The 20752-nt window shown below is 59.0% G+C and carries 14 protein-coding genes and 3 pseudogenes; 6 read left to right on the forward strand and 11 right to left on the reverse strand.

Annotated elements, in window-relative coordinates:
• The first annotated feature begins 54 nt into the window (after window positions 1-54).
• Window positions 55-1512, forward strand: a complete 1458-nt coding sequence (locus tag ROY82_10865) for an FAD-binding domain-containing protein (protein MDT3682959.1) — start codon at window positions 55-57, stop codon at window positions 1510-1512.
• Between the two features lie 355 nt (window positions 1513-1867).
• On the opposite strand, the gene ROY82_10870 is transcribed toward ROY82_10865, so the two are convergent.
• Window positions 1868-2935, reverse strand: a complete 1068-nt coding sequence (locus tag ROY82_10870) for an Ldh family oxidoreductase (GenBank protein MDT3682960.1) — start codon at window positions 2933-2935, stop codon at window positions 1868-1870.
• Between the two features lie 320 nt (window positions 2936-3255).
• On the opposite strand from ROY82_10870, the gene ROY82_10875 reads away from it, so the two are divergent.
• Both ROY82_10875 and ROY82_10880 read left to right on the forward strand, forming a co-directional pair.
• Window positions 3256-4881, forward strand: coding sequence for a thiamine pyrophosphate-binding protein (locus ROY82_10875; GenBank protein ID MDT3682961.1), 1626 nt, complete (start codon window positions 3256-3258; stop codon window positions 4879-4881).
• A 68-nt stretch (window positions 4882-4949) separates the two neighbouring features.
• A complete protein-coding gene (locus ROY82_10880) occupies window positions 4950-6392 on the forward strand; it encodes an aldehyde dehydrogenase family protein (GenBank protein MDT3682962.1) in 1443 nt (480 codons plus the stop codon).
• Between the two features lie 500 nt (window positions 6393-6892).
• Here ROY82_10880 and ROY82_10885 read toward each other — a convergent pair.
• Window positions 6893-7459 (reverse strand): annotated as a pseudogene (locus ROY82_10885) (transposase).
• Between the two features lie 180 nt (window positions 7460-7639).
• On the opposite strand from ROY82_10885, the gene istA reads away from it, so the two are divergent.
• Both istA and istB read left to right on the forward strand, forming a co-directional pair.
• The gene (gene istA / locus ROY82_10890) at window positions 7640-9202 is read left to right on the forward strand and encodes an IS21 family transposase (GenBank protein ID MDT3682963.1); all 1563 of its coding nucleotides are present in this window, start codon (window positions 7640-7642) and stop codon (window positions 9200-9202) included.
• The gene (istB, locus tag ROY82_10895) at window positions 9196-9957 is read left to right on the forward strand and encodes an IS21-like element helper ATPase IstB (protein MDT3682964.1); all 762 of its coding nucleotides are present in this window, start codon (window positions 9196-9198) and stop codon (window positions 9955-9957) included. Before istA ends, istB begins: the two co-directional genes overlap by 7 nt.
• A 117-nt stretch (window positions 9958-10074) precedes the next feature.
• Here istB and ROY82_10900 read toward each other — a convergent pair.
• Window positions 10075-10290: pseudogene (locus ROY82_10900) on the reverse strand (IS5/IS1182 family transposase).
• Between the two features lie 228 nt (window positions 10291-10518).
• Here ROY82_10900 and ROY82_10905 point away from each other — a divergent pair.
• Window positions 10519-11943, forward strand: a complete 1425-nt coding sequence (locus ROY82_10905) for an integrase core domain-containing protein (GenBank protein ID MDT3682965.1) — start codon at window positions 10519-10521, stop codon at window positions 11941-11943.
• Between the two features lie 147 nt (window positions 11944-12090).
• Here ROY82_10905 and ROY82_10910 read toward each other — a convergent pair.
• From ROY82_10910 to ROY82_10945, 8 genes and pseudogenes are all read right to left on the reverse strand, one after another.
• A pseudogene (locus ROY82_10910) lies at window positions 12091-12576 on the reverse strand (transposase).
• A 352-nt stretch (window positions 12577-12928) separates the two neighbouring features.
• A complete protein-coding gene (locus ROY82_10915) occupies window positions 12929-14188 on the reverse strand; it encodes an MFS transporter (GenBank protein ID MDT3682966.1) in 1260 nt (419 codons plus the stop codon).
• Between the two features lie 27 nt (window positions 14189-14215).
• Window positions 14216-15598, reverse strand: coding sequence for an aldehyde dehydrogenase family protein (locus ROY82_10920; protein MDT3682967.1), 1383 nt, complete (start codon window positions 15596-15598; stop codon window positions 14216-14218).
• Between the two features lie 40 nt (window positions 15599-15638).
• On the reverse strand, window positions 15639-16748 hold the full coding sequence (locus ROY82_10925; GenBank protein MDT3682968.1) for an isocitrate/isopropylmalate dehydrogenase family protein: 1110 nt from the start codon (window positions 16746-16748) through the stop codon (window positions 15639-15641).
• A gap of 64 nt (window positions 16749-16812) precedes the next feature.
• Complete coding sequence (locus tag ROY82_10930) at window positions 16813-17304, reverse strand: Lrp/AsnC family transcriptional regulator (GenBank protein MDT3682969.1); 492 nt, start codon at window positions 17302-17304, stop codon at window positions 16813-16815.
• 133 nt (window positions 17305-17437) lie between these two features.
• Window positions 17438-18697 carry an amidohydrolase family protein gene (locus ROY82_10935; GenBank protein MDT3682970.1) on the reverse strand — a complete coding sequence of 420 codons (1260 nt, stop codon included), beginning with the start codon at window positions 18695-18697 and terminating at the stop codon, window positions 17438-17440.
• 216 nt (window positions 18698-18913) lie between these two features.
• Window positions 18914-19810 carry an ABC transporter permease gene (locus tag ROY82_10940; GenBank protein MDT3682971.1) on the reverse strand — a complete coding sequence of 299 codons (897 nt, stop codon included), beginning with the start codon at window positions 19808-19810 and terminating at the stop codon, window positions 18914-18916.
• A 1-nt stretch (window position 19811) separates the two neighbouring features.
• Window positions 19812-20747: an ABC transporter permease gene (locus ROY82_10945; protein ID MDT3682972.1), complete on the reverse strand. Its 936-nt coding sequence runs from the start codon at window positions 20745-20747 to the stop codon at window positions 19812-19814.
• Window positions 20748-20752: the final 5 nt, after the last annotated feature.

Consider the following 20752-nt stretch of genomic DNA (forward strand, 5'->3'; position numbering starts at 1 on the left):
CCGGGGGACCCGGCTAGAGAAGTCTTCCCTAGCCGGACCGAGAGCTTAGTTCAGATGCGCACCTTGGAAGGGGAGCCGCCAGGCCTGTTCTGGCTGACCCGCGATTTTCGTTTCGGGGCCAACGCCGCGCTGGCAGCGGCGATCTCTGAGGGGCCGCTTCTAGCGGTCTTCTTCGTCGACCGCCTCTTGACGGCGCAGGGCGCTGCTAGCCGGTGGCGTTTGGGGCGAGCACTGCGCGTTTTCGACGGTGAGCTGCGCCGGCGTAGTGGGCAGTCGGGCGTGCTCGTGCTTCGAGGTGAGCCCGACGAGCTTTTACCCGAGTTGCTCCACCGCACCGGGGCTAGCCTGGTCCATCAGACCGACTGGCCGACCCCTGCGATGCGGGCCCTCCAAGCAAGGGTGCGGCGTCGGCTTTCGGCCCTAGGCGCCGAACTCGTGGTTCATGGAGGTCATCTGCTGGTAGATCCGGCCGCTGTGCGCTCGGGCGCCGGCACCCCTTACCGCGTATTCGGCCCTTTCGCGCGCGCGGTGCGGGACCTTGGCCCTGCGCGTCCCGGGCAATCTGCTCCGCCAGAGGTCGCGACCTACTTCGCGCACGTTCGGGGACTAGACGTTGAGTCTTTGGAGCTGGCCCCCGATCTCGCTAGTGGTGGTCCGGTACTCGAGGAGTTCGCGCTCCCAGCTGGGGAACGTGCGGCCACGCAGCCTTTGGAGCGGTACTTAGACACCGGGGGCTATGCGGGGAACCGCGACCGGCCAGACATCGCCGCCACCTCGGGCCCCTCCGAGCACTTGGCCCTGGGCGAGATCAGCCCCCGTAGCGTTTGGGAGGCCGCCACTGCCAAGTTGGAATCGCGGCTTGCGGGTACCCGAGCGAACGACGTCGAGCGGTTCCTTACCGAGCTTCTGTGGCGCGAATTCGCGTGGCATCTGCTCAACGAGTTCCCCCTTCTGGCCGAGCAGCCGTGGCAACCGCGCTGGGAACGGTTCTCATGGCGGGGCGAGAACGCCGATCATGCGCGGTGGTTGCGCGCTGAGACGGGTTTGGGGCTCGTCGACGCTGGGTTGCGGGAGATGCGCGTAACTGGCAGGATGCATAACCGGGTGCGCATGGTCGTCGCCGGTTGGCTGACCAAGCAAGCGCTGACTGACTGGCGCGTTGGCCTGAAGCATTTCGAGGATAGCCTCACAGATTGGGATCCCGCTTCGAACGCCATGAACTGGCAATGGGTGGCCGGCTGCGGTCCCGCTGCGGCGCCGTACTTCCGGATATTGAACCCGGTAGTGCAGGCTCAGCGCTTCGACCCAGAGGGTCGTTATCGGCGCCGTTGGCTGGCAGGTTGGGAGGGCCCGCCGACTGCCGAGGCGCTCGGCTACTTGGCGACGGTGCCGTTGAGCTGGAACGTGGCGCGGAACTGGCGAGAAGGGTCGGCCGAGGACCTGCAGCGAGACGGTCGCCAGCGCGCGCTGGCGGCGTACGAGACCTTCCTTTCTCGGACGAAGCCGAGTTGAAGTCACTCGGGCGCGCTTGGAGGGCTGGAGTGATTCCCTCGGGGGCGAGGTCGGGACTGAGAATGAGAACTGACAGCAGACCCCTTGCCAAAAAGGACTGCAGGTTAGCGGCGAACTCCTTGAACACGCGTCCCTACGCCCCAAGCCGCGGCGGTTCTACCGCATTGCCGCCAAGGACGAGCCTCGTCAAATGGCGAGCCCCTAGCGCGGCCAGCCAGGAGCAGTTCCTGAACAACGAGACTCTCATGCGTCTCGTTGGCTAGACATACACCTAACCCAACCGGGCCAACGAGACACACGTCTATTAGTCCGTTCCTCCCACTCGTCCCCGGCGCGCTAAGTATCGCGTAGGTTACTACTCCGAGAGAGGCGCGGGCATGGCGATGCCCAGCTCCCGAGCAAGCCGATGCAATGACTCAAGCACGTCGACGGCGACCGCGACCCCATTTGTAGACGCCGCTTGAGCGTGACGATGGCTGCTGGCACCAGGGATTCGGATCGCCTCGCCTAAACGGTCCACTCCCTCGCCGCCAAGGCGTTGCACAAGCATATCAACGTCATTCTGGAACTCCCTGGTCGACCGGAACGCCTCAATCGAGATTGCCACCAACAAGTGACCCACGTCGCTTGGTTGATCCGGATCGTTGCGCCAGAGCTTGATATCAGTTGTGAGCGCAGCTCCGGCCAGCACCCCGCTCAACACTTCGACCATTAACGCCAAGCCAAAACCTTTGTGACCACCGAACGGAAGTAGTGAGCCGCCATCGAAGAAATCACTGGGATTCGTCGTGTTCTGGCCGTACACATCGACTACCCAACCTTCGGGGATTGGTTCGTGGGCTTCGGACAGCCGTGCGACCTTACTGCCCGACACGACGCTCATAGCGGTATCAAACAGGATAGGCAACTCCAAACCGGCAGGCGAAGCTATGGCCAAAGGGTTGTTGCCAATTACTCGGCCGGTCGCCCCAGGAATCGTCATGGTTACACCCGCGGTGGAGCTAGCCAACCCCAGCATTCCGCGTTCAAGCGCCATTTGCGCATAATGACCAGCGGCACCGAAATGCTGGCTGTTCCGCACCGATACTGCACCTATGCCAAACTCGGCCGCTTTGTCAATGGCGAGCGCCATGGCGCGAGTAGCCACCACCTGGCCCATGCCCGCGTCGCCGTCGAGGAGGGCAGTGGCAGCGTGGTCGCGAACCAAACGGACCGTGGGCCGCGGGTTAATGCCACCATGCCTCAACTGCTCCGTGTATGCAATTAGCAGTGAAATGCCATGTGAATTAACACCGCGCATGTCCGCTGCAACCAGGCTGTTCCCGACCGTATTTGCGTCCGAGGTTGGTAGCCCAAGTGCTTCGAGAAGGCTAACGCTGAAGCTAACTAGATCCCGCGTTGCGAAGTGCCGATTATCTTTCACTTGAAACCTCCATGCATCCACTCGAGGTACTTAATCCATTGTCGTACCTAACTAACACTCTGCGGGGCACTGCCGTGTCGGAGGCGCCCGGTAGTCTTGAACAAAAAAGCTCTCAGTTCGAGTGAAAGCCGGATACCTGCAAGGGCTACCTGGCTAAGTTGATTATTCGCCAATGAACATGCTATCATCCTTCACATAATTGCAGGTGCGGGTTCAGTTGCTGCTTTCGATTGACAGACGCTCGGATTGGTAGCTGTACCAAGAGATAGTGTAAATCGATACCACTACTCTGTACCACAGCGCTCGGAGGCTGAACCACTATGGGAACTACTAGACACTCACTCACTAATAGTGTCTCGCACGCTGCAATCGGGCAACTCCAGCGGCTTGGAGTTGATACCGTCTTCGGAATCCCTGGAGTACACAATCAAGGTCTCTACGACGCGTTAATTGATTCACCCGATATTCGTTCGATTGTGTCCCGGCATGAGCAGGGCGCCGCTTTCATGGCTGACGGCTACGCGCGTGCTTCTGGCCGTGTAGGCGTTTGTTTTGTAATCACCGGTCCTGGGCTAACTAACGCTGCTACGGCACTTGGGGAAGCATACGCCGATTCGGTGCCCCTACTTTGTGTAGTGACTTGTTACCGAGAACCATTGGTGGGGCGTACGCGGCGCTTGCACGACCTAAAGAATCAGTCGCAACTGCTGTCGGGCCTCGTAAAGGAGACTTTCAGAGTCGCCACGCCACAGGACATCGGCAGTGCACTTGAAGCAGCGTTACAGAAGGCCGTTGCCGGCAGGCCTGGCCCGGTGGCAGTCGAGATTCCGCTTGAGTTCCTTGACATAGAGGCTGAGCCCGAGACGGCACTGGCGAGTGCTGTACTGGGAGCGACGTCCACGAGCGGCGCCCGCCGAACACAAACTGCTTACCAGGAACCGCCTGAATCAGCCGAAGCGCTCCAAATGCTTGAAGCGGGCAAGCTTCCGGTGGTAATCGTAGGAGGCGGTGCTACTCGGGCCGCCGGCCAGGTCATCGACTTCGTCGACCGTCTTCAGGCCCTGGTAGTGAGCACGGCCGCCGGTAAGGGAATTGTACCGCACCGGCACCCGCTGAACCTTGGTGCATGGCTCAAAGCCACAGAAGTTCAGAAACTCATTGCCAGAGCAGATCCGTTAATAATGCTTGGCACCGAATGGAGTCCTACTGACTTAGGGGAGCATCCTGTCTCGCTCCCCGCAAACACCATTAGGCTTAATACGGATACCGATATACCTCCCATCAGCGGTGTCACGATAAGGGCCGAGGTCGGCCCCACGCTTGCGGCCTGGACCCTCAAGCTCGCGCAGCGCAAACCGTACACGGATCAAATGAATGTCGCAAATCTGCGCGCTACGACGCTACGAGAGCCGCGCCGCTGGCCCACAGAGGTGCCAGGCTATCTTGAAGCAATGCATAACATCCTCGCTCAGGACGCTATCATCGTAAACGATATGAACACTCTAAGTTACGCGGCCGTGGAGCGGTACCCCAGTAATGCACCTGGGACTTTCTTCTTTCCTAGGGGCTACGGCACACTCGGGTACGCGCTGCCCGCGGCCATAGGAGCGCGCTCCGCTTGCCCCGACCAACAGGTGGTCGCGATCTGCGGTGACGGCGGTTTCCTCTTTTCCTCCGAAGAATTGGCGACTGCCGCACGCTACGGCATGAACTTACCAATCGTGATTTGGAATAATCACTCATTTGGCGCAATACGCGCGACGCGAAGTGCCGCCTATGGCCGTAGCGTGGACGACGACCTCCTTAATCCTGATTTCGTGCGGCTCGCCGAGGCCTACGGCTGCCATGGAGTGAGGGTTACCGACCCAGCAGGTTTCAGCGTGGAACTCTCAGCGGCGTTAGTCCGCTCCGGTCCTACCCTGATTGAAATTGATGCGCCACTCTAGCGGTTTTCTATTGGTGGACTCGATCGCACCACAGTAGACTGCTAACATCACTAGTTTAAGGAGTCGCCATGCTTGTAGAGAGGTTATTGATAGGGGGAGAGTGGCTCGAAAGCCAGACGGGCCAGACGATCGACGTGGTCGACCCCGCTAGAGGCGAGCAGATTGCAACCATCGCGCGCGGTGATCATCGCGACGTGGATCGCGCCGTCAACTCCTCTATCGAAGCCGGGCGCCGCGGGTCATGGCGGACGTTACGACCGAGCGAACGCGGGCGCATTTTGACCGCCGTTGCCCAAGCTATCCGGCAATTTTCCGACGAGTTGGTACACCTCGAGATGATTGACACGGGTAAGCCCACGTCGCAAGCAAGGGGCGAAATCGAGTCCGCCGCCAACTTCTTCGATTACAGTGCGAGCACCATCGATAAGATCACTGGCAGCACCATCCCGGTCGGACCAGGCGCGTTCAATTTCACCGTTCGCGAGCCGTGGGGGGTATCGGCCCAGATAACGCCCTGGAACTACCCACTCCACCTCGCCACGCGTGGGATTGCCCCGGCATTAGCAATGGGCAATACTGTCGTACTCAAACCGGCCGAGGAGGCCAGCCTGAGTTGCCTCAGGTTTGGGCAGCTGGCTTTGGACGCGGGCTTGCCACCCGGCGTCCTGAACATAGTGACCGGTTATGGTGTTGAGGCAGGCGCGGCTCTAGCAGCACATCCCGGCATCAACCATCTCACCTTTACTGGTTCTGTTGAGATAGGCACTGCAGTAATGAAACTAGCTGCGACTAACATTGTGCCAGTTAGCCTGGAACTGGGTGGCAAATCACCTCAAATAGTGTTTCCCGATGCGGACCTCAATCGTGCGATTCCAGCAATTGTTCGGTCGTTCGTGGCGAATGCTGGCCAGACTTGCTCAGCCGGCACAAGGTTGTTGGTGCACGCATCGGCGCAATCGAGAGTAGTAAATGCGCTCGCCGAGGCGGTGCGAACAGTCAGAATCGGCCTACCCCAAGAGGATCCGGACCTCGGGCCACTAATCTCTGCCAAGCAGCGCGAACGCGTCCAGGAGTATGTAGAGCTCGGACAGGCTGAGGGCATGTCTTTGCGGGCGGGCGGCACCCGACCTGCTGATCACCGCCTCAAGGGCTTCTACTTTCTGCCGACTCTATTTGACAACACGCCGCCCACCTCAAGGCTATTCAACGAGGAAATCTTCGGGCCAGTACTGTGCGTCACACCCTTCACCGGAGTTGACGAAGCAATCTACCTTGCCAACGCTACGCCATACGGTCTAAGCGCTGCAATCTGGACAGAAAGCGTCAGCAAGGCGTTCCAGCTCGCAGCAGAGATTCAGGCGGGTCAGGTGTACATAAACTCGTTCGGTATTAAAGAGAACATCGGCGTACCATTCGGCGGGTATAAGAAGAGTGGATTCGGTCGAGAGAAAGGACTTGAGGCTCACCTCGGTTACACCCAACTTAAGAACATCGCGGTGGAGTACAGCTAGGTCCTGGCATGAGACACCGCATGAGCCACGAGGTCTACGAGCTGCACCTTGGGGCAGACGAATCTAAAGCTCCGGTCTTCAGTGTCAGTGAGTAGTTGCTCCCGGTTGAAGAGTTGACGGTTAATGAAGACGCCGTACAATGCACGTAGCAGTTGGGCTTCGCGCAGACGAGCAGGGTGGCGGCGGTGACCCTAATGGGTCTCTCGGGGAGATTAGAGAGCCTTGAGGATGGAGGCGATTTTTGCGCCCTGCCAAACTGGCCTTTGAGAGGAAGCTGCGTAGCCGCCTGGGCCGAGCCCGCTGATCCTAGCCCTGCCGAAATCGCCCGCGAGTTCGGCGTGCCCGCCAACCAACTACCCGTCTGTACGCCGCAGTCCCTAGTTAGTCGACGTTGAAGTATTCGTCTAGCAGGTGCCAGCGCGTCCGAGGGTTCCTGGTCGGTGTTCTAGGCGGTCGAGTAGCCAGGCTAGGAATCGCGCCAAAATGGCCGGGGTTCCGGTGAGGGCCTTCATGATCTTGTGCAGGTTCATGGCCGCAGCAGCGAAGATGACGTTGAGGCGGTCACCGAGCTCGCCTTTCAAGCGGCTCTTGTCCAACCGCTTATGCGCCTTCAAGTGCCCGATGGTCGGTTCGATGGCGGACCTTCGCTTCATCCAGCGCCAGGTGCTCTTAGGCGTCCTGCCGCGCCGGCGTTTATCGACGTTCACGATGATGGGCCCCTCGTAACCGTGCCCGCGGTAACCCATATCGACGAAAGCGTGTTGAGGTTCGCGCCCGACCAGGTCGGTGATCTGCTCGAGGGTGCTCGTGAGAGTATGCCCGTCGTAAGGATTGCCCGGGTGAGCCTTAGCAGCTACAAGCCAGCCGCCTTTGCTGGTGGTGGCCAGGGCTACTTTGCAGCCGAACTCGTAACGCTTATGGGCTTTGCCCTTCGAGATGCAATCGACGTTGGGTTCGTGCAGGCTGTGAAGCTTGCCCTTGTCGCTTCGCTTCTGGGCGTGCAGGCGTTCAGAGAGCGCTAAGAGGTTCTGAAGCTCAGGGCTGGGGTTGCTGGCTTTGCGTTGCACGTGGGTATTCCGATGCGTCCCGGCCACTGATTCCGAAGTTATCCGGCCACCTGTTCCGAGCGTAACCGGCCGCTGATTCCGAGTGATTCCGGCCGCCTCCCGGGGTGGGGGTGGGTTGGGATTCGTTGAGGCTTACCGTGCCTTCATTGGAGGGCTGGTGTGCCGAGGAAGAGGTTGTCGATGCGGAAGCTTCGTGAGGTTCTCAGGTTGTTGTGGGGTCAGGGTCGCAGCGCGCGTGAGGTGGCGCGGGGTTGCGGTGTGGCGCGCAGCACGGTGAAGGAGTATGAGCGTCGGGCTTTGGAGGCGGGTTTGGTGTGGCCGCTGCCTGAGGTGGATGACGTTGGCTTGGAGGCGTTGTTGTTCCCGCCGGCGCCGGTGGTCGCGGTTTCGGAGCGGGCCGTGCCGGATTGGGATGCGTTGGATAAGGAGCTTAGGCGTAAGGGGGTGACGCGGATGTTGTTGTGGCAGGAGTACCGGGCGCGTAACCCGGTGGGTTACAGCTATTCGAGGTTCTGCGAGTTGTTCCAGGAGTGGCGGGGGTTGCAGGGGTTATCGATGCGGCAGACGCATTTGGCGGGCGAGAAGGTGTTCGTGGATTACGCCGGCGCCACGGTGCCGGTCGTTGATCCGGGCACGGGCGTGATTCGGGAGGCGCAGGTGTTCGTGGCGGCGATGGGTGCGAGTCATTACGCCTTCGTGGAGGCGACGTGGACGCAGGGACTGCAAGATTGGATCATGTCGCACACGCGGATGCTGGCGTTCTTCGGGGGTTGCCCGCAGATCGTGGTGCCTGACAACCTGAAAGCAGGCGTCACTGATCCGCACTTGTACGAGCCGGATTTGAACCCGACTTACTTGGAGTTCGCGCGGCATTACCAGCTGGCGGTGATCCCGGCGCGCGCCAGCAAACCGAAGGATAAGGCGGTCGTAGAGTCAGCGGTGCAGGTGGCGGAGCGCTGGATTCTGGCGCGGCTTCGTAACCGCAGGTTCTTCAGTCTGCAGGGGCTTAACGACGCCATCTGGGGGCTGTTGAGGGAGTTCAACGGCAAGGGCTTCCAGAAGCGCCCGGGGTCGCGCGCGAGTGTGTTCGCGGAGCTCGACCGGCCGGCTTTGGCGGCGTTACCGCGGGAGCGGTACGTGTTCGCGAGGTGGGCGAAGGTCAGGGCGCACGTGGATTACCACGTGAGCATCGAGCAGCATCATTATTCGGTGCCGCACCAGCTCGCCAAGGTGCAGCTCGACGCGCGCATAACCAGCGCCACCATCGAGGTGTTCCACCACAACAAGCGGGTGGCGAGCCACGCCAGATCGAGTAGGAAGGGTGGGCATACGACGGTTAGGGAGCACATGCCGATCGCGCATCAGGCGCAAGCCGGCATGAGCAAAGCGAAGCTGCTGGCGTGGGCTGATCGGATCGGCCCGGCCACGCTGGAGTTCGTTGCGGGCGTCATCAGCCGCCGCGCGCACGAGCAGCAGGCGTTCCGCTCATGCCTGGGGGTACTCAGGCTCGGCAAGAAGCACGGCGACGAGCGCCTGGAGGCCGCCTGCGCGCGGGCAGTGAAGCTCGGCTCTTACTCGTTCAAGAGCATCGACGCCATCTTGAAGAACAACCTCGACCAGCAGCCGCTGACGCCGCCCGAAGCCGCGGCGTTGCCGAAGGAGCCGCACGCCAACGTGCGCGGCGCCGACTTCTTCGCGGCGCCCACCAACCGCAAAGAGAGTGAAGGGAGCCGCGCATGCTGAGCCACCCCACCCTGGAGAAGCTCCGCAGCCTGCAATTGCGCGGCATGGCCGCCGGCCTCGAGGACCAACTCAGAACGACCGACATCGACTCCTTGAGCTTCGAGGAGCGCCTCGGGCTACTACTCGACCGCGAGGCCACCAGCCGCGCCGACCGGCGCCTGAAGACGCGCCTGACGCAAGCCAAGCTGCGCGTCACCGCCAGCATCGAAGACATCGATCACGCCGCCAGACGCAACCTGGACAAGAGCACGCTACTAGAACTCGCCGCCTGCAGTTGGATCGCCAGGCACCACAACCTGGTGATAACCGGCCCCACCGGCGTCGGCAAGACCTACCTCGCCTGCGCGCTAGCACACAAAGCCTGCCTGGAAAGCTACAAGGCGCTATACCAACGCCTACCAAGGCTACTTCACGACCTCGAGATCGCCAAAGGCGACGGCAGGTACAGAACCATGCTGGCAGGCCTCCAACGCGTCGACCTACTGATCCTAGACGACTGGGGCGTTACCCCCTTGAGTGACGCCAACCGCCGCGACCTGCTCGAGATCCTGGACGACCGCTACGGCACCAGAAGCACCCTCATCACCAGCCAACTACCCATCCCAGCCTGGCACGACTACCTCGCCGACCCCACCCTGGCCGACGCCATCTTGGACCGCTTCATCCACAACGCCCACCACCTCGACTTGAAAGGCGACAGCATGCGCAAGACCAACAGCCCATTGACAAGAAAGGAGCCCACCAGCGAAAGTTGACCAACCCGCCTGACCCCCACCGGGGTGGGTGGCCGCAATCACCCGAAACGGGTGGCCGGATAACTCCGGAACGAGCGGCCGGAATCAAGCGGAACAGACGGCCGGATAGGCCGGAATACGCAGCACGTCGCGGATGACGCGACCCAAGAAGGTCTTCAACCTCCTGGTGGCCTTACGAGCACGCTTGAACTGCTTGGCGTGCGCGTAACGAGACTGCAGCAACAACGTCTGCTTACCGACGCGCACGTACGATTGCCTCAACTGAACACCTTCGGCGCGGGCTTGCTTCACGAGCTTCTCCCGCGCCCGATCAAGCAACCTCGCATCGGTGGGGTGACGGATGGCAAATAGGGTCATTCGGTAGCGTTGGTCCGGCTAGTTGGTGTGTTATCTCGCTACATCGTGGACAATGAATCTCATGGCTTCGTAGGCTTCTCGACTCAACTGTTCGTGTGTCCTGTCTCATGGCTTCGTGGACACTCGATCTCATGACATCGTGGACAGCATGTCTCAAGGCTTCGTGGACATTCCGGTGGGCGTTCGGCCTGTCATGGTCGGGGCATGTCCAACGCTCTCTCGCCACAGGTTCGGGCTGCCATAATCAAGTTCGATCCGGCTCAGCCGCACGCGTTATCAGTGAGTGACTTCTGCAAGTCACTGAAGATCTCCCGCAGCGCGTACTACAAGATCCGCACCCGAGCCAGTCGAGAATCAGCCGGCGCTTTACACCCACTATCACGCGCGCCGAGACAGCCAGCGCGCCGGTACGGCGCTGAGGTGATCAACGAGCTCGTCGCGATCCGCAAGAGACTCAAGTCTGATGGCTGGGATTACGGGCCGCGCTCCATCCATTACGAAGCCGCCTTGGCTGAAGAGTTCCCCGGCGCGCGCGTCCCCTCCGTCGCCACCATCGCGCGCTTGCTAGCCATGGTGGGCCAGGTAGACGCCTCACCACGAAAGAGGCCGAGGTCGTCGTACGTACCGTTCGTGCGCGCCACCTGCATGGCGCTCTGGCAACTCGACGCTTTCGAGTACCCCCTCAGCACCGGCATGATCATCACGATCTACCAAGTGCTCGATGACGCCTCTCGTTATGACGTGGGCACCTGGGCTTACGAGCGCAGCGAGAACAGCGCCGACGCGCAAGGGGTTCTCACCAGAGCGATCGAGCAGTACGGCGCTCCGCAAGAACTCCTGAGCGACAACTCATCAGCCTTCAACCAACTAAGGCAAGGCAGCATCGGAACCGTGGAGGTGTTCCTCGCCTCGCGCGGCACCATGCCCATCAGTGGCCTGCCAGGCAAACCGACCACGCAGGGCAAGACCGAACGCTCACACCAGACGCTCATCCGCTTCCTTGACGCGCACCAGCCCGCCAGCGTGAAGGAAGTCCGCAGACTGATCACCCGGTACCGAGAGCATTACAACAACCGCCGGCCGCACCAAGCGCTCGGTCAAGCCACCCCGAAACAAGCATGGGACCTACTCGAGCACACGCCAGCCACCGAGCCCATACCAATCGTGGTGCTCGAAGCGAAAGCGGCCGGTCACCGTTACGCCAGGAACATCCGTACCCTGGACAAGGCGGCCATCACCATCACGAAAACCAGCGAGGTCATACCCAACGCGAGCAACGAAGGAACTCGCGCCGCGAACCAGGGGCTCGTGGAAATCACGCGTGCTAACCGGCAGGTGTACTACCAGGGTTATCACGTCTCCCTGCCCAGCACGTTCGCTGACCGATTGTTCTACCGCACCATCACCGACGACGAGTTCCTACTCGCAGATCCCACCACCGGAGAGATCGTCTTCTCCTTCCCACTGCCGATGATGGCGTTACGGACCTCTGGTAGGTACGTAGCCTCCTACTCCATTCGTGGTGTCCACGTGGCTTACCCCACCAAGCCGTGGCAACGCCAGCACAAAGAGTTCCTCAAGGAGTTCCAGCAACGCGAACGAGGGATTCCCGAACTGTTCGAAGAATGAAAGACCTCAGACGCAGAATCAACCTTTTGGTAGTTGTGCACGAACAGTTGAGTCGAGAAGCCTACGAAGCCATGAGATTCATTGTCCACGATGTAGCGAGATAACACACCAACAACCCGGACTAGCGCTACCATCAAGGACTATTTGCCAACGGACGTTCTTCTCCATCACGGTGGTGTCAACGTTCACCCGAGCTAGTTGGTTGGCCTTGATGAGGTTGAGGCGCAAGCCGGCCTGGATGGTTTCGCGCAGCAGCTCCTCGGCGCCGGCCTCACCGACTCGGTTACGCCACCTGGTCATGCTGGAGGAGTCTATTGGCAGTTCGTGCTGGAAGAACTTCTCACCAGAGAAAAACTGCCAGTAAGGGTTCTCCAACCAGCGCAAGATCACGTTCTCATCGCTCAAGTCGAAGGTGTACTTCAAGTAGTGCAGCGCGACCAGCAACCTCGTCGGGGCAGGTGGCCTACCGACGTTGCTGTCGGCGTAAGCCACTCCGAACGCCTCATCGAACGCCGCCCAGTCGATCTCGCCCGCAAAGCGCACGAGTGGGTGCCGCTCGTCGACCAGGTGAGCGAGCTCGGTCTGGAACAACGAGCCTTGTTGGCCCTCCACCGCGCTCTTCGGGGGCCTCATACTCCACTGTATTGCAAGGAAACGACGCCCAGGACGACACAACCTCCAAAACGAGGACACGAAACCAGGACAGAACCACCCGCTGCCAGGGAGACGAACTCGATTCTTCAGCGCCAACTAGTTAGCGCCGTGGCCGTATTCGAGAGTCCGGCCGAAAGCCGGCTTGATGGTGAGGTGGTCATCACGAAGTTGCACGCCAAAGGTTTGGGAGTTGACGGTGGAACGCGACTATTTGTCAAAGCTGGTGCTTGACGTCGAGAAGCATACGCTCCGCATTGTACCATACGATACTTCGCACACGGGCTATAACTGGCAATACTAGAATACAGAACCGAGGCTGAACCAGGCTTGGTTAACGGGCTAAACAAGGTTCTTCAGGGTCGGCTAACTTAGGCTCGCTTCCGAGCATTTCGGACGACCGCGCGACCATTGCAGGTATAGAGCTTATAGCGAGGATTGCCACTAGACAGAATACGCAGCCAGTGACGACAAAGAGTCCACGGACACCGAACCAAGCCATGACCACCGCGCCAGCAAGTGGCGCTGCAGCCCGCGCGGCGGCACTAATCGCACTATCAGCGCCATAGATGGTGCCAGCATCGGCCGGGTCGGTGGCTTGGCTCAAGAGTGCGCTGAGTGATGGAAGCAGCCCCCCGATGCTGCCGCCTGTGAGCGCCTGCAATGCCACCAACTGCCAGAAGTGGTCTACGAGCCCATATAGCATATAAAAGCTGGCTGCCGCGAACGCGCAACCTACGACCACATACTTGTGGCCCACGCGATCTCCGACACGCCCTAGGACGAGTGACGTGGCAATCCCAGTCGCAGCGGTTATAGCGAGTGCTAGCCCAGTACCGCTAGCTACCCTACCCTCATCGAGCACCAGCAAAGCGACAAAGAATGGGATGAACGGCATCAACATGCTCCGCCCCAACCCGTCCAAGAATCTGAGGCGGTAGATGGCGAGAACTCCCGTCTTTCCCGCTGCCCGCTTGAAATCGGCAAGCATCCCTACCCGAAGCAAGGGTCTCGGTCGGGCTGAGAACGCCTCGTGGACGCCTAACTGCACGATGATGCCTGAAGCCAACAATACACTGGCAGTCACAAGAAACGAGGCCCGAAAACCCGCGTGGTCCGCTACAGCACCACCTAGCAATGGCCCTAAGGCAATACCCGCCCACTGCCCTACCTGCATAAGGCCAATCGCTTGCCCGAGCTTTGCTCGAGGCGCGTTAGCAGCCACCAGCGCGGCAATGGCCGTCACCGTCCCCGTCACAAGTCCCTGCAGCCCTCCGAGCACCACTAGCTCTTCTGCGGATCCAGCGAACGTCATTGCAACCATAACAACTGTGCCGCCGTAAGTTGCCCGTAGGATCATGCGCTTCCGGCCGTACCGATCAGCCAGTCGCCCCCACCAAGGCGCCGCGATCATCATTGTAATGCTTTGGAGGGAGAAAAAGAGCCCGGCCGAATACTCGGGCCTAATACCGGTACTGCTACCTAACTCCCGCACATACAAAGGTAAGAACGGCAACACAACAGAAAATCCTAGCGACGAAATGAATTGAACCGCAAACAGAATGTACAGTGTCCTCTTCCAGTTACCTCCCATATCCCGACGAATCTCCGAAGCTACCAGTTACAAGTGCACGACGACAGTCTTTTCATCCGTGAGTTCCTGGATAGCGTACTTCGGACCCTCCCGGCCAATGCCACTTTCACCGACGCCACCGAACGGCATGTTGGCCACTCTGAAGCGGGAAGTATCGTTTACCATGACGGCTCCCGCTCGGACGCGTCTCGCATACTCGAAAGCAACCTTAAGGTCGCGGGTGAAGATGCCCGCTTGGAGACCCCCGCCCAAGTCGTTTGCTTGCGATATCGCAGGCACCAGGTCGGTATATGGCACAATGCACACGACCGGCGCAAACGCCTCTCGCCGATATACATCCATTTCCAGAGTTACACCCGTTAAGACCGTGGGCGCAAACATCCGTCCTGTACGATGACCGCCAACAAGCACGTGTGCGCCTCCCTGTACGGCCTTCTGCACCCACTCTTCAGCCCTTTCCGCAGCTGCGTCACTGATCATGGGGCCAACATCTGTGTCTTCCCTAGCGGGATCTCCAATTTTGAGGGCAGCCACGAGAGGCAGAAACCTATCCAGGAATTGGGTTAATATTGTTTCGTGAACGAACAACCGCTGCACGGATGTGCACACCTGGCCGGCGATTGCGAATGCCGCAAGTTGGCAGCGTTTCGCCGCGCGGTCCAGATCTGCGTCTTCATGCACGAAGGTCGGCGCGGCTGGTCCAAGTTCCAGCGTGACAGGCCGCAAGCCGACTGCCGCTGCTACTTTCCGTCCGGCGGCGGTACCTCCTGTGAAGCTATAGCGGCTAAACCGCTCGTCCTGGCAGAGTTGCTCGCCCAGCGTTGCCCCACCAAAAACCGCATTCAAGTAGCCGCTCGGAAGTCCAGCCTCACTGAACAGTTCCAGCAACCGGATAGTGGAAAGGGGGGCGACCTCCGAGGGTTTGATAACTACACTGCTACCAGCAGCGAGTGCCGAGGAAATCTTGTGCGCCGCAATATTGAGGGGCGAGTTGAACGGCGTTATTGCACATACTGGCCCTGACGGAACTCGTAGCGTAAAGGCAAGCTTCTGCTCCGAGCCAGCGTTACCATCTATAGGAATCATCTCGCCATGAATTCGTTTAGCCTCCTCCGCTGAGTTTAGAATACTGGCAATGGCACTTGCCACTTCGACCCTCGCCTCAAAGATGGTCTTACCAACTTCCCGTACTAGTAGCTTAGCTAGCTCAGCAGCGTGCACTTCCACTAGTTGACTTGCACGGGCTAAGACCTCAAACCGTGTGTGAGGTGGCAGAATCTCGGAGTTAAAGGCGTCACTTGCAGCCTTGACGGCCGCGTCTGCCTCCTCTTTGCTAGCTTCTGCAATCGCGGCTATTGGTTCGCCTGAATACTTGTCGAATACGGTGTTAGAGACACTGGTACTCGGCACGCGCCACTCCCCGTCAATAAACTGTCCGTATGTATGCATCTCACGCCCCAATCGATAACGAAGCTAATGTTCCTATGCTTTCGACAACGCTGTGCGCGACGTCCAGGGTCGAGCCACTCCCGCCTAGGTCAGGCGTCAAGCCAGTACCTTCCTTAATCGTGAGTGCAACGGCCTCCTCGATGAGACTAGCTATCCTGATTAGTGCAGTATCCCCGTGGCGTTCAGCTAACCAACGTAGCAATAGGGCAGCGGATAAAATTTCCGCGATTGGGTTGGCAATATTCAGCCCCGCTATATCTGGGGCCGAGCCATGCACTGCCTGAGCCATCGCCAACGATCGCCCAGCGTTCAAGCCTGGAGCTAATCCGAGACCTCCTACGAGTCCAGCTGTTAGGTCCGACAGTACGTCGCCGAACAGATTGGTGCTAACGATGACATCAAATTCGCTAGGCCTCATTACCAAATGCATGGCCAGCGCATCCACGTGAAACGCGTCTAACGTAATATCCGGGAAATCCGCCGCTACTGCGCGGCAGGCTTCCAGAAACAAGCCGCATCCTTTGCGAAGGACGTTAGCTTTGTGAGCAACACTCACACGACGCTTACCACCGCGCTGTCGGGCCACCTCGAAGGCGGTCTGAGCAATTCGCTCCGATGCTCGCCTAGTGACCACTCGCACGGACACTACGGTATCGGCGTCGGGACGTAACTCCCCGTTACCATCTAGAACGTTACGATCCGCGTAAAAACCCTCGGTGTTCTCCCTCACGACGACAATGTCGACGTCCTGATACAACGCCTTTATTCCAGGGTACGCTCGCACTGGTCTGATATTGGCGAAGAGGTCGAGCTCCTTCCGAAACACTTTGCTTGGGTTGACCACACCTGGCTCGCCAATAGCGTAGATATGATTCATAATAGGACCCATTAGGATCCCATCACATTCTTGGGCACCGACAAGCGTTTCCGGTGGAAGTGTATGGCCGCAGTTCTCATAGGCTTCTAAACCCATGGCCATGTCGACCAAATCCAGACTCGACCCTCCCTGGCGGAGGAGGTCGTCCACCGCCTGCAACACGACTCGAGTCCCCTCGACTACTTCTGGGCCAATGCCATCACCCGCTAGAACGGCGATGCGATAATTTTTCAATCGAAACCCTCCATTCCATTGTTCTCTGAACCCCTAAAGTAGGTTAGCCATCCTTGTCGATCACTCATAAAGGTCGGCCTAATCCCTCCTCTCTTAAAGGCTCGATGACTTTTCCAAGGCTCTTCAGGACCGACAACAGTACGAAGGACTGCGTTCCCTTAATTCCCTGAATACCCCCTACAGTACTAGCGACGAAAGTGAGCATCGCGTTCTTAGAACTAAACTCGCCCAAGGCAACGATGTCAAAACTTCCCGCAGAAATAGCGGCGTAGCGGATGCAATCATCTTCAATCAATGCCTGTGCGGCGGACTTGAGGTACATTGCCTCAACACTGAAACCAATGAAGGCTCGAACTGCTACGTCCCGATTAGGGTTGGCGTACGCTGCTACCTGTATGACTTGCTGCTCAAATAGCCTCTGCAACCGATTTCGTGCAGTTCCGGTCGAGACGCCCAGTTGTGCGGCAAGGAAGGCATAGCTGGCTCGCCCATCCTCTTCTAGAAGCCGGATTAGTTTACTATCTATCGCGTCTAAGGCGCGCTCCGCAATTCGCATTTCTTGCCAACCACTTCACTTTCAAATGAACGTGACCCAAAGCCAGGGCTAAGATGAATAACTACCGCGGTCTCCCACACCGTGTGGTGGGATGGGCAGTAAATCTACTGCCCATCCCACCTAATGTAAGTGCCTAGGCGGTGGCGGCAATCTCCTCCGGCCGCAGCTCACGCGGCCGCTTGATGGTGAGGTCCAGGTTGCGGATTATAGCCTCTACGTCGTAGATCGAGCCGCCCTTAACAGTGAGTCGAACGTCGCTGAATGCCCCGAGGTCGTTGACCGGGTCGCTGTCCATGATGGCTAGGTCAGCCAACTTGCCAACCTCCACAGTTCCGAGATCGTCTTGGAGACCCAGCAGGTCCGCCCCGTTCTTCGTGGCGCACTGGATCACTTCCATGTTCGACAGTCCTCCGGCGGCCATTAGCCGCATCTCATCGACCATCTCCCCAATCACGTCGGTGCCCACGGCCATTTTCACCCCAGCACGAACGGCATGCTTGAAGTGTCCCATTCGTTCAGCCAAATGACCCTTACTGGCATCGATAAGCCACTGCGGCCTGCCGACCTCGTGACCCCGGTATCCTATGATCCAACTCTCGCTCAGTGTAGGCACAAGATAGATTCCCTTCTCGGCCATTAGTTCAGCAGCTTCCTTATCGAGTAGCGCTCCATGCTCAATGCAGTCGACGCCAGCCTCGATTGCGCGCCGAACGGCCACCCCTGGGTGTGCATGAACGGTAGTAAGCCTGTTCGCGTCGTGCGCCTCCTCGATCGCCGCACGCAGTTCGCCCAGCGAGTACTGCGGCGAAAACGGCTCATCTGTGCCCTGGGTGACATATCCACCGCTGGCCATAAGCTTTACGAAATCCGCCCCCAGTTTCAACTGTTCACGCGCTGCACGCCGGACCTCCTCTTCCCCGTCGGCTACCCGGCCTACCTGCCAAGCGTGGCCACCGGTCATTACGAGCGGTTGGCCGCAGGCGAACACCCGCGGCCCCGGAAACTGGCCAGCATTGATGCCGTCACGAAGGTGAATGCCCCCCTGACCCTTGCCACCCAGGTCTCGGATGGTAGTGACGCCTTCGAGCAGGCTGAGCAGCGCATTATGCACACCGCGCAGTGCCAAGGTCACAGGCGGCAGCGCGGCCCGCGACTGAAAGCTACTCGACTGGCGCCTGTTATCGAGGTGATCATGGTGGTTCATAAGCCCTGGCGTGAGATACTTTCCGGAAACATCGACTACCTGCGCGCGCTTAAGCACGTCCACCGCGACATCACCCTCCGAGCCGACGTACGCGATCCGATCGCCTTCTACAACCACGGACTGGTTAGGGACCGGCTTTCTGCCCGTTCCATCGATTACAGTTGCACCTTTGAAAAGTATTGTGCTCATGTTTGATTCTCCTTTGAATCTAGACTAGCAGCAGGTGGGAATCTGCCCGAAAAGTGAGACAGTTGAAGTGGTGGCGGGGTATTGACTATGCGATCTCGTCATTGAGTCTTGACCAAAGTTAGGGTGACCTCCTTAAAAGGGCGTACCAGGAATCGCGTGGCGGCGGCAAAATTGAGGAGCAATCAGATCATGGGTATAGCCCCTTACCTGGCAGGCTTAACTCCTCAGTCGCGGATCCAGAAGATCACGTAATCCGTCCCCAAGGAGATTGAAGCCGAGAATTGCGATAGTGATGGCGATGCCGGCAAACGTAGAGATCCATGGAGCCTGCCAGAGGTAGTCACGGCCGTCCGAGAGGACGGTGCCCCAACTCGATTGCGGTGGCGTTACACCAAGACCAAGGAAGCTTAGGGCCGCCTCGGTATTGATGGCCGTAGCCATTGTCAGAGACCCCATCACCAGCACCGGCCCCAGCAGATTCGGCACCAAGTGTTTGAGGATGATTGAGTAATCTCGCGCACCAAGTGCACTTGCCGCATGGATGAAATCTGCCTCTTTGATGGTCAATGCCGACGCGCGGACAAGCCGGGCGAACATCGGAATCCGGACGATGGCAATCACGAAAATTATATTTATGGTCCCTGGCCCTATCAAGGCTACTAATGCCATGGCCAACACTATGTATGGGAATGCGAACATGACATCAAAAATCCTGGTGCTTATCTCGTCAAACCACCGGCCATAATATGCGGCTGTAGTTCCCCAAACCGTACCGATGGTGGCAGCGCCTAATGTAGACAAGACGGCCACCAGGACCGATATCTGTGAACCGTAGAGGATACGGCTCAAGACGTCGCGCCCGAGGTGGTCGGTTCCGAGCGGATGGGCCCAGCTCGGCGCGAGCAACAACTCCTGCAGATTTATGTGTTCCTCGGAGAACGGCGCCAACCAAGGCGCGAGAAGTACTACCAGCACCAAGCCGATGATAAGACCCAGCGCTGCCAACGTCGTTTTGTCCCGCCGCAATTTTCGTAGCGTTCGGTTTTCGGACTTGACTGCTTCTGTCGGTCCATCCTTGAGTCCCGGGGTGTCTGTACTCTCCTCTCGCATCATATCAGCCGTACTTCACGCGTGGATCAAGGACGGCGTAGAGGAGGTCAATAAGCAGGTTTATGGTGACGAACGCTAGGGCCACAAACAAGATTGTGCCCTGGAGTGTAGGATAATCCCGGCTGTTGATGGCCGCGTATAGTAGCCGCCCCAAGCCGGGTAGGCTGAAGATGATTTCCGTCAGCACCGCTCCGCCTAGGACAGCACCAAGTTGGAGTCCGGCCACGGTAGCAATGGGGATGGCGGCATTCTTGAAAACGTGTTTAGAAAGTACATACAACTTGCTTAGGCCCTTAGCCTCGGCGGTGCGCACGTAATCCTGTCTGATTACGTCTAGCACACTAGAGCGTGTCATGCGCATGAGTAGGGCTGCGAAGGAGGTGCCGAGCGCCACGCAGGGGAGGATGAATGCTTTCCAGCCATGTTGAGCTAACCCTCCGCCGGCAGGCAGAAGCCTTAGGTTTACGGCGAAGACTATTATTAGGACGATTCCCAACCAGAATACAGGCATCGAGATGCCAATCAGCGCTAGTATTCGAAGCCCGCTGTCGATCCATGTCCCTTGTTTGACGGCACTTAGGAAACCTAGTGGAATGGAGATTAGCGTAGCTACCACCATTGCGCCGCCGGCAAGAATCAGTGTGGTCGGCACTCGAGAAACAATTGCTCTCAGTACGGGTTCGCGAGTAGTGTACTGGGTTCCCAGGTCACCTACAAACAGACCGCCTAGCCAGGAGATGTACTGAGCGGGCAGTGGGCGGTCGAGCCCCATCTCCGCTTTCAGCACGGCCGCGCGTTCGGGGGTCCACTCGGTTCCCAGCATGAGCACGATCGGGTCTCCGGGTGCTAAGTGCAAGACCATGAAGACCAGAACGGTCACTCCTACGAGCACGGGGATCATAGTGAACAGCCGTCTGACCAGGAACTCCGCCGTACCCATTAGCC

This window comes from Truepera sp. (assembly GCA_032027045.1).
GTDB lineage: Bacteria > Deinococcota > Deinococci > Deinococcales > Trueperaceae > JAAYYF01.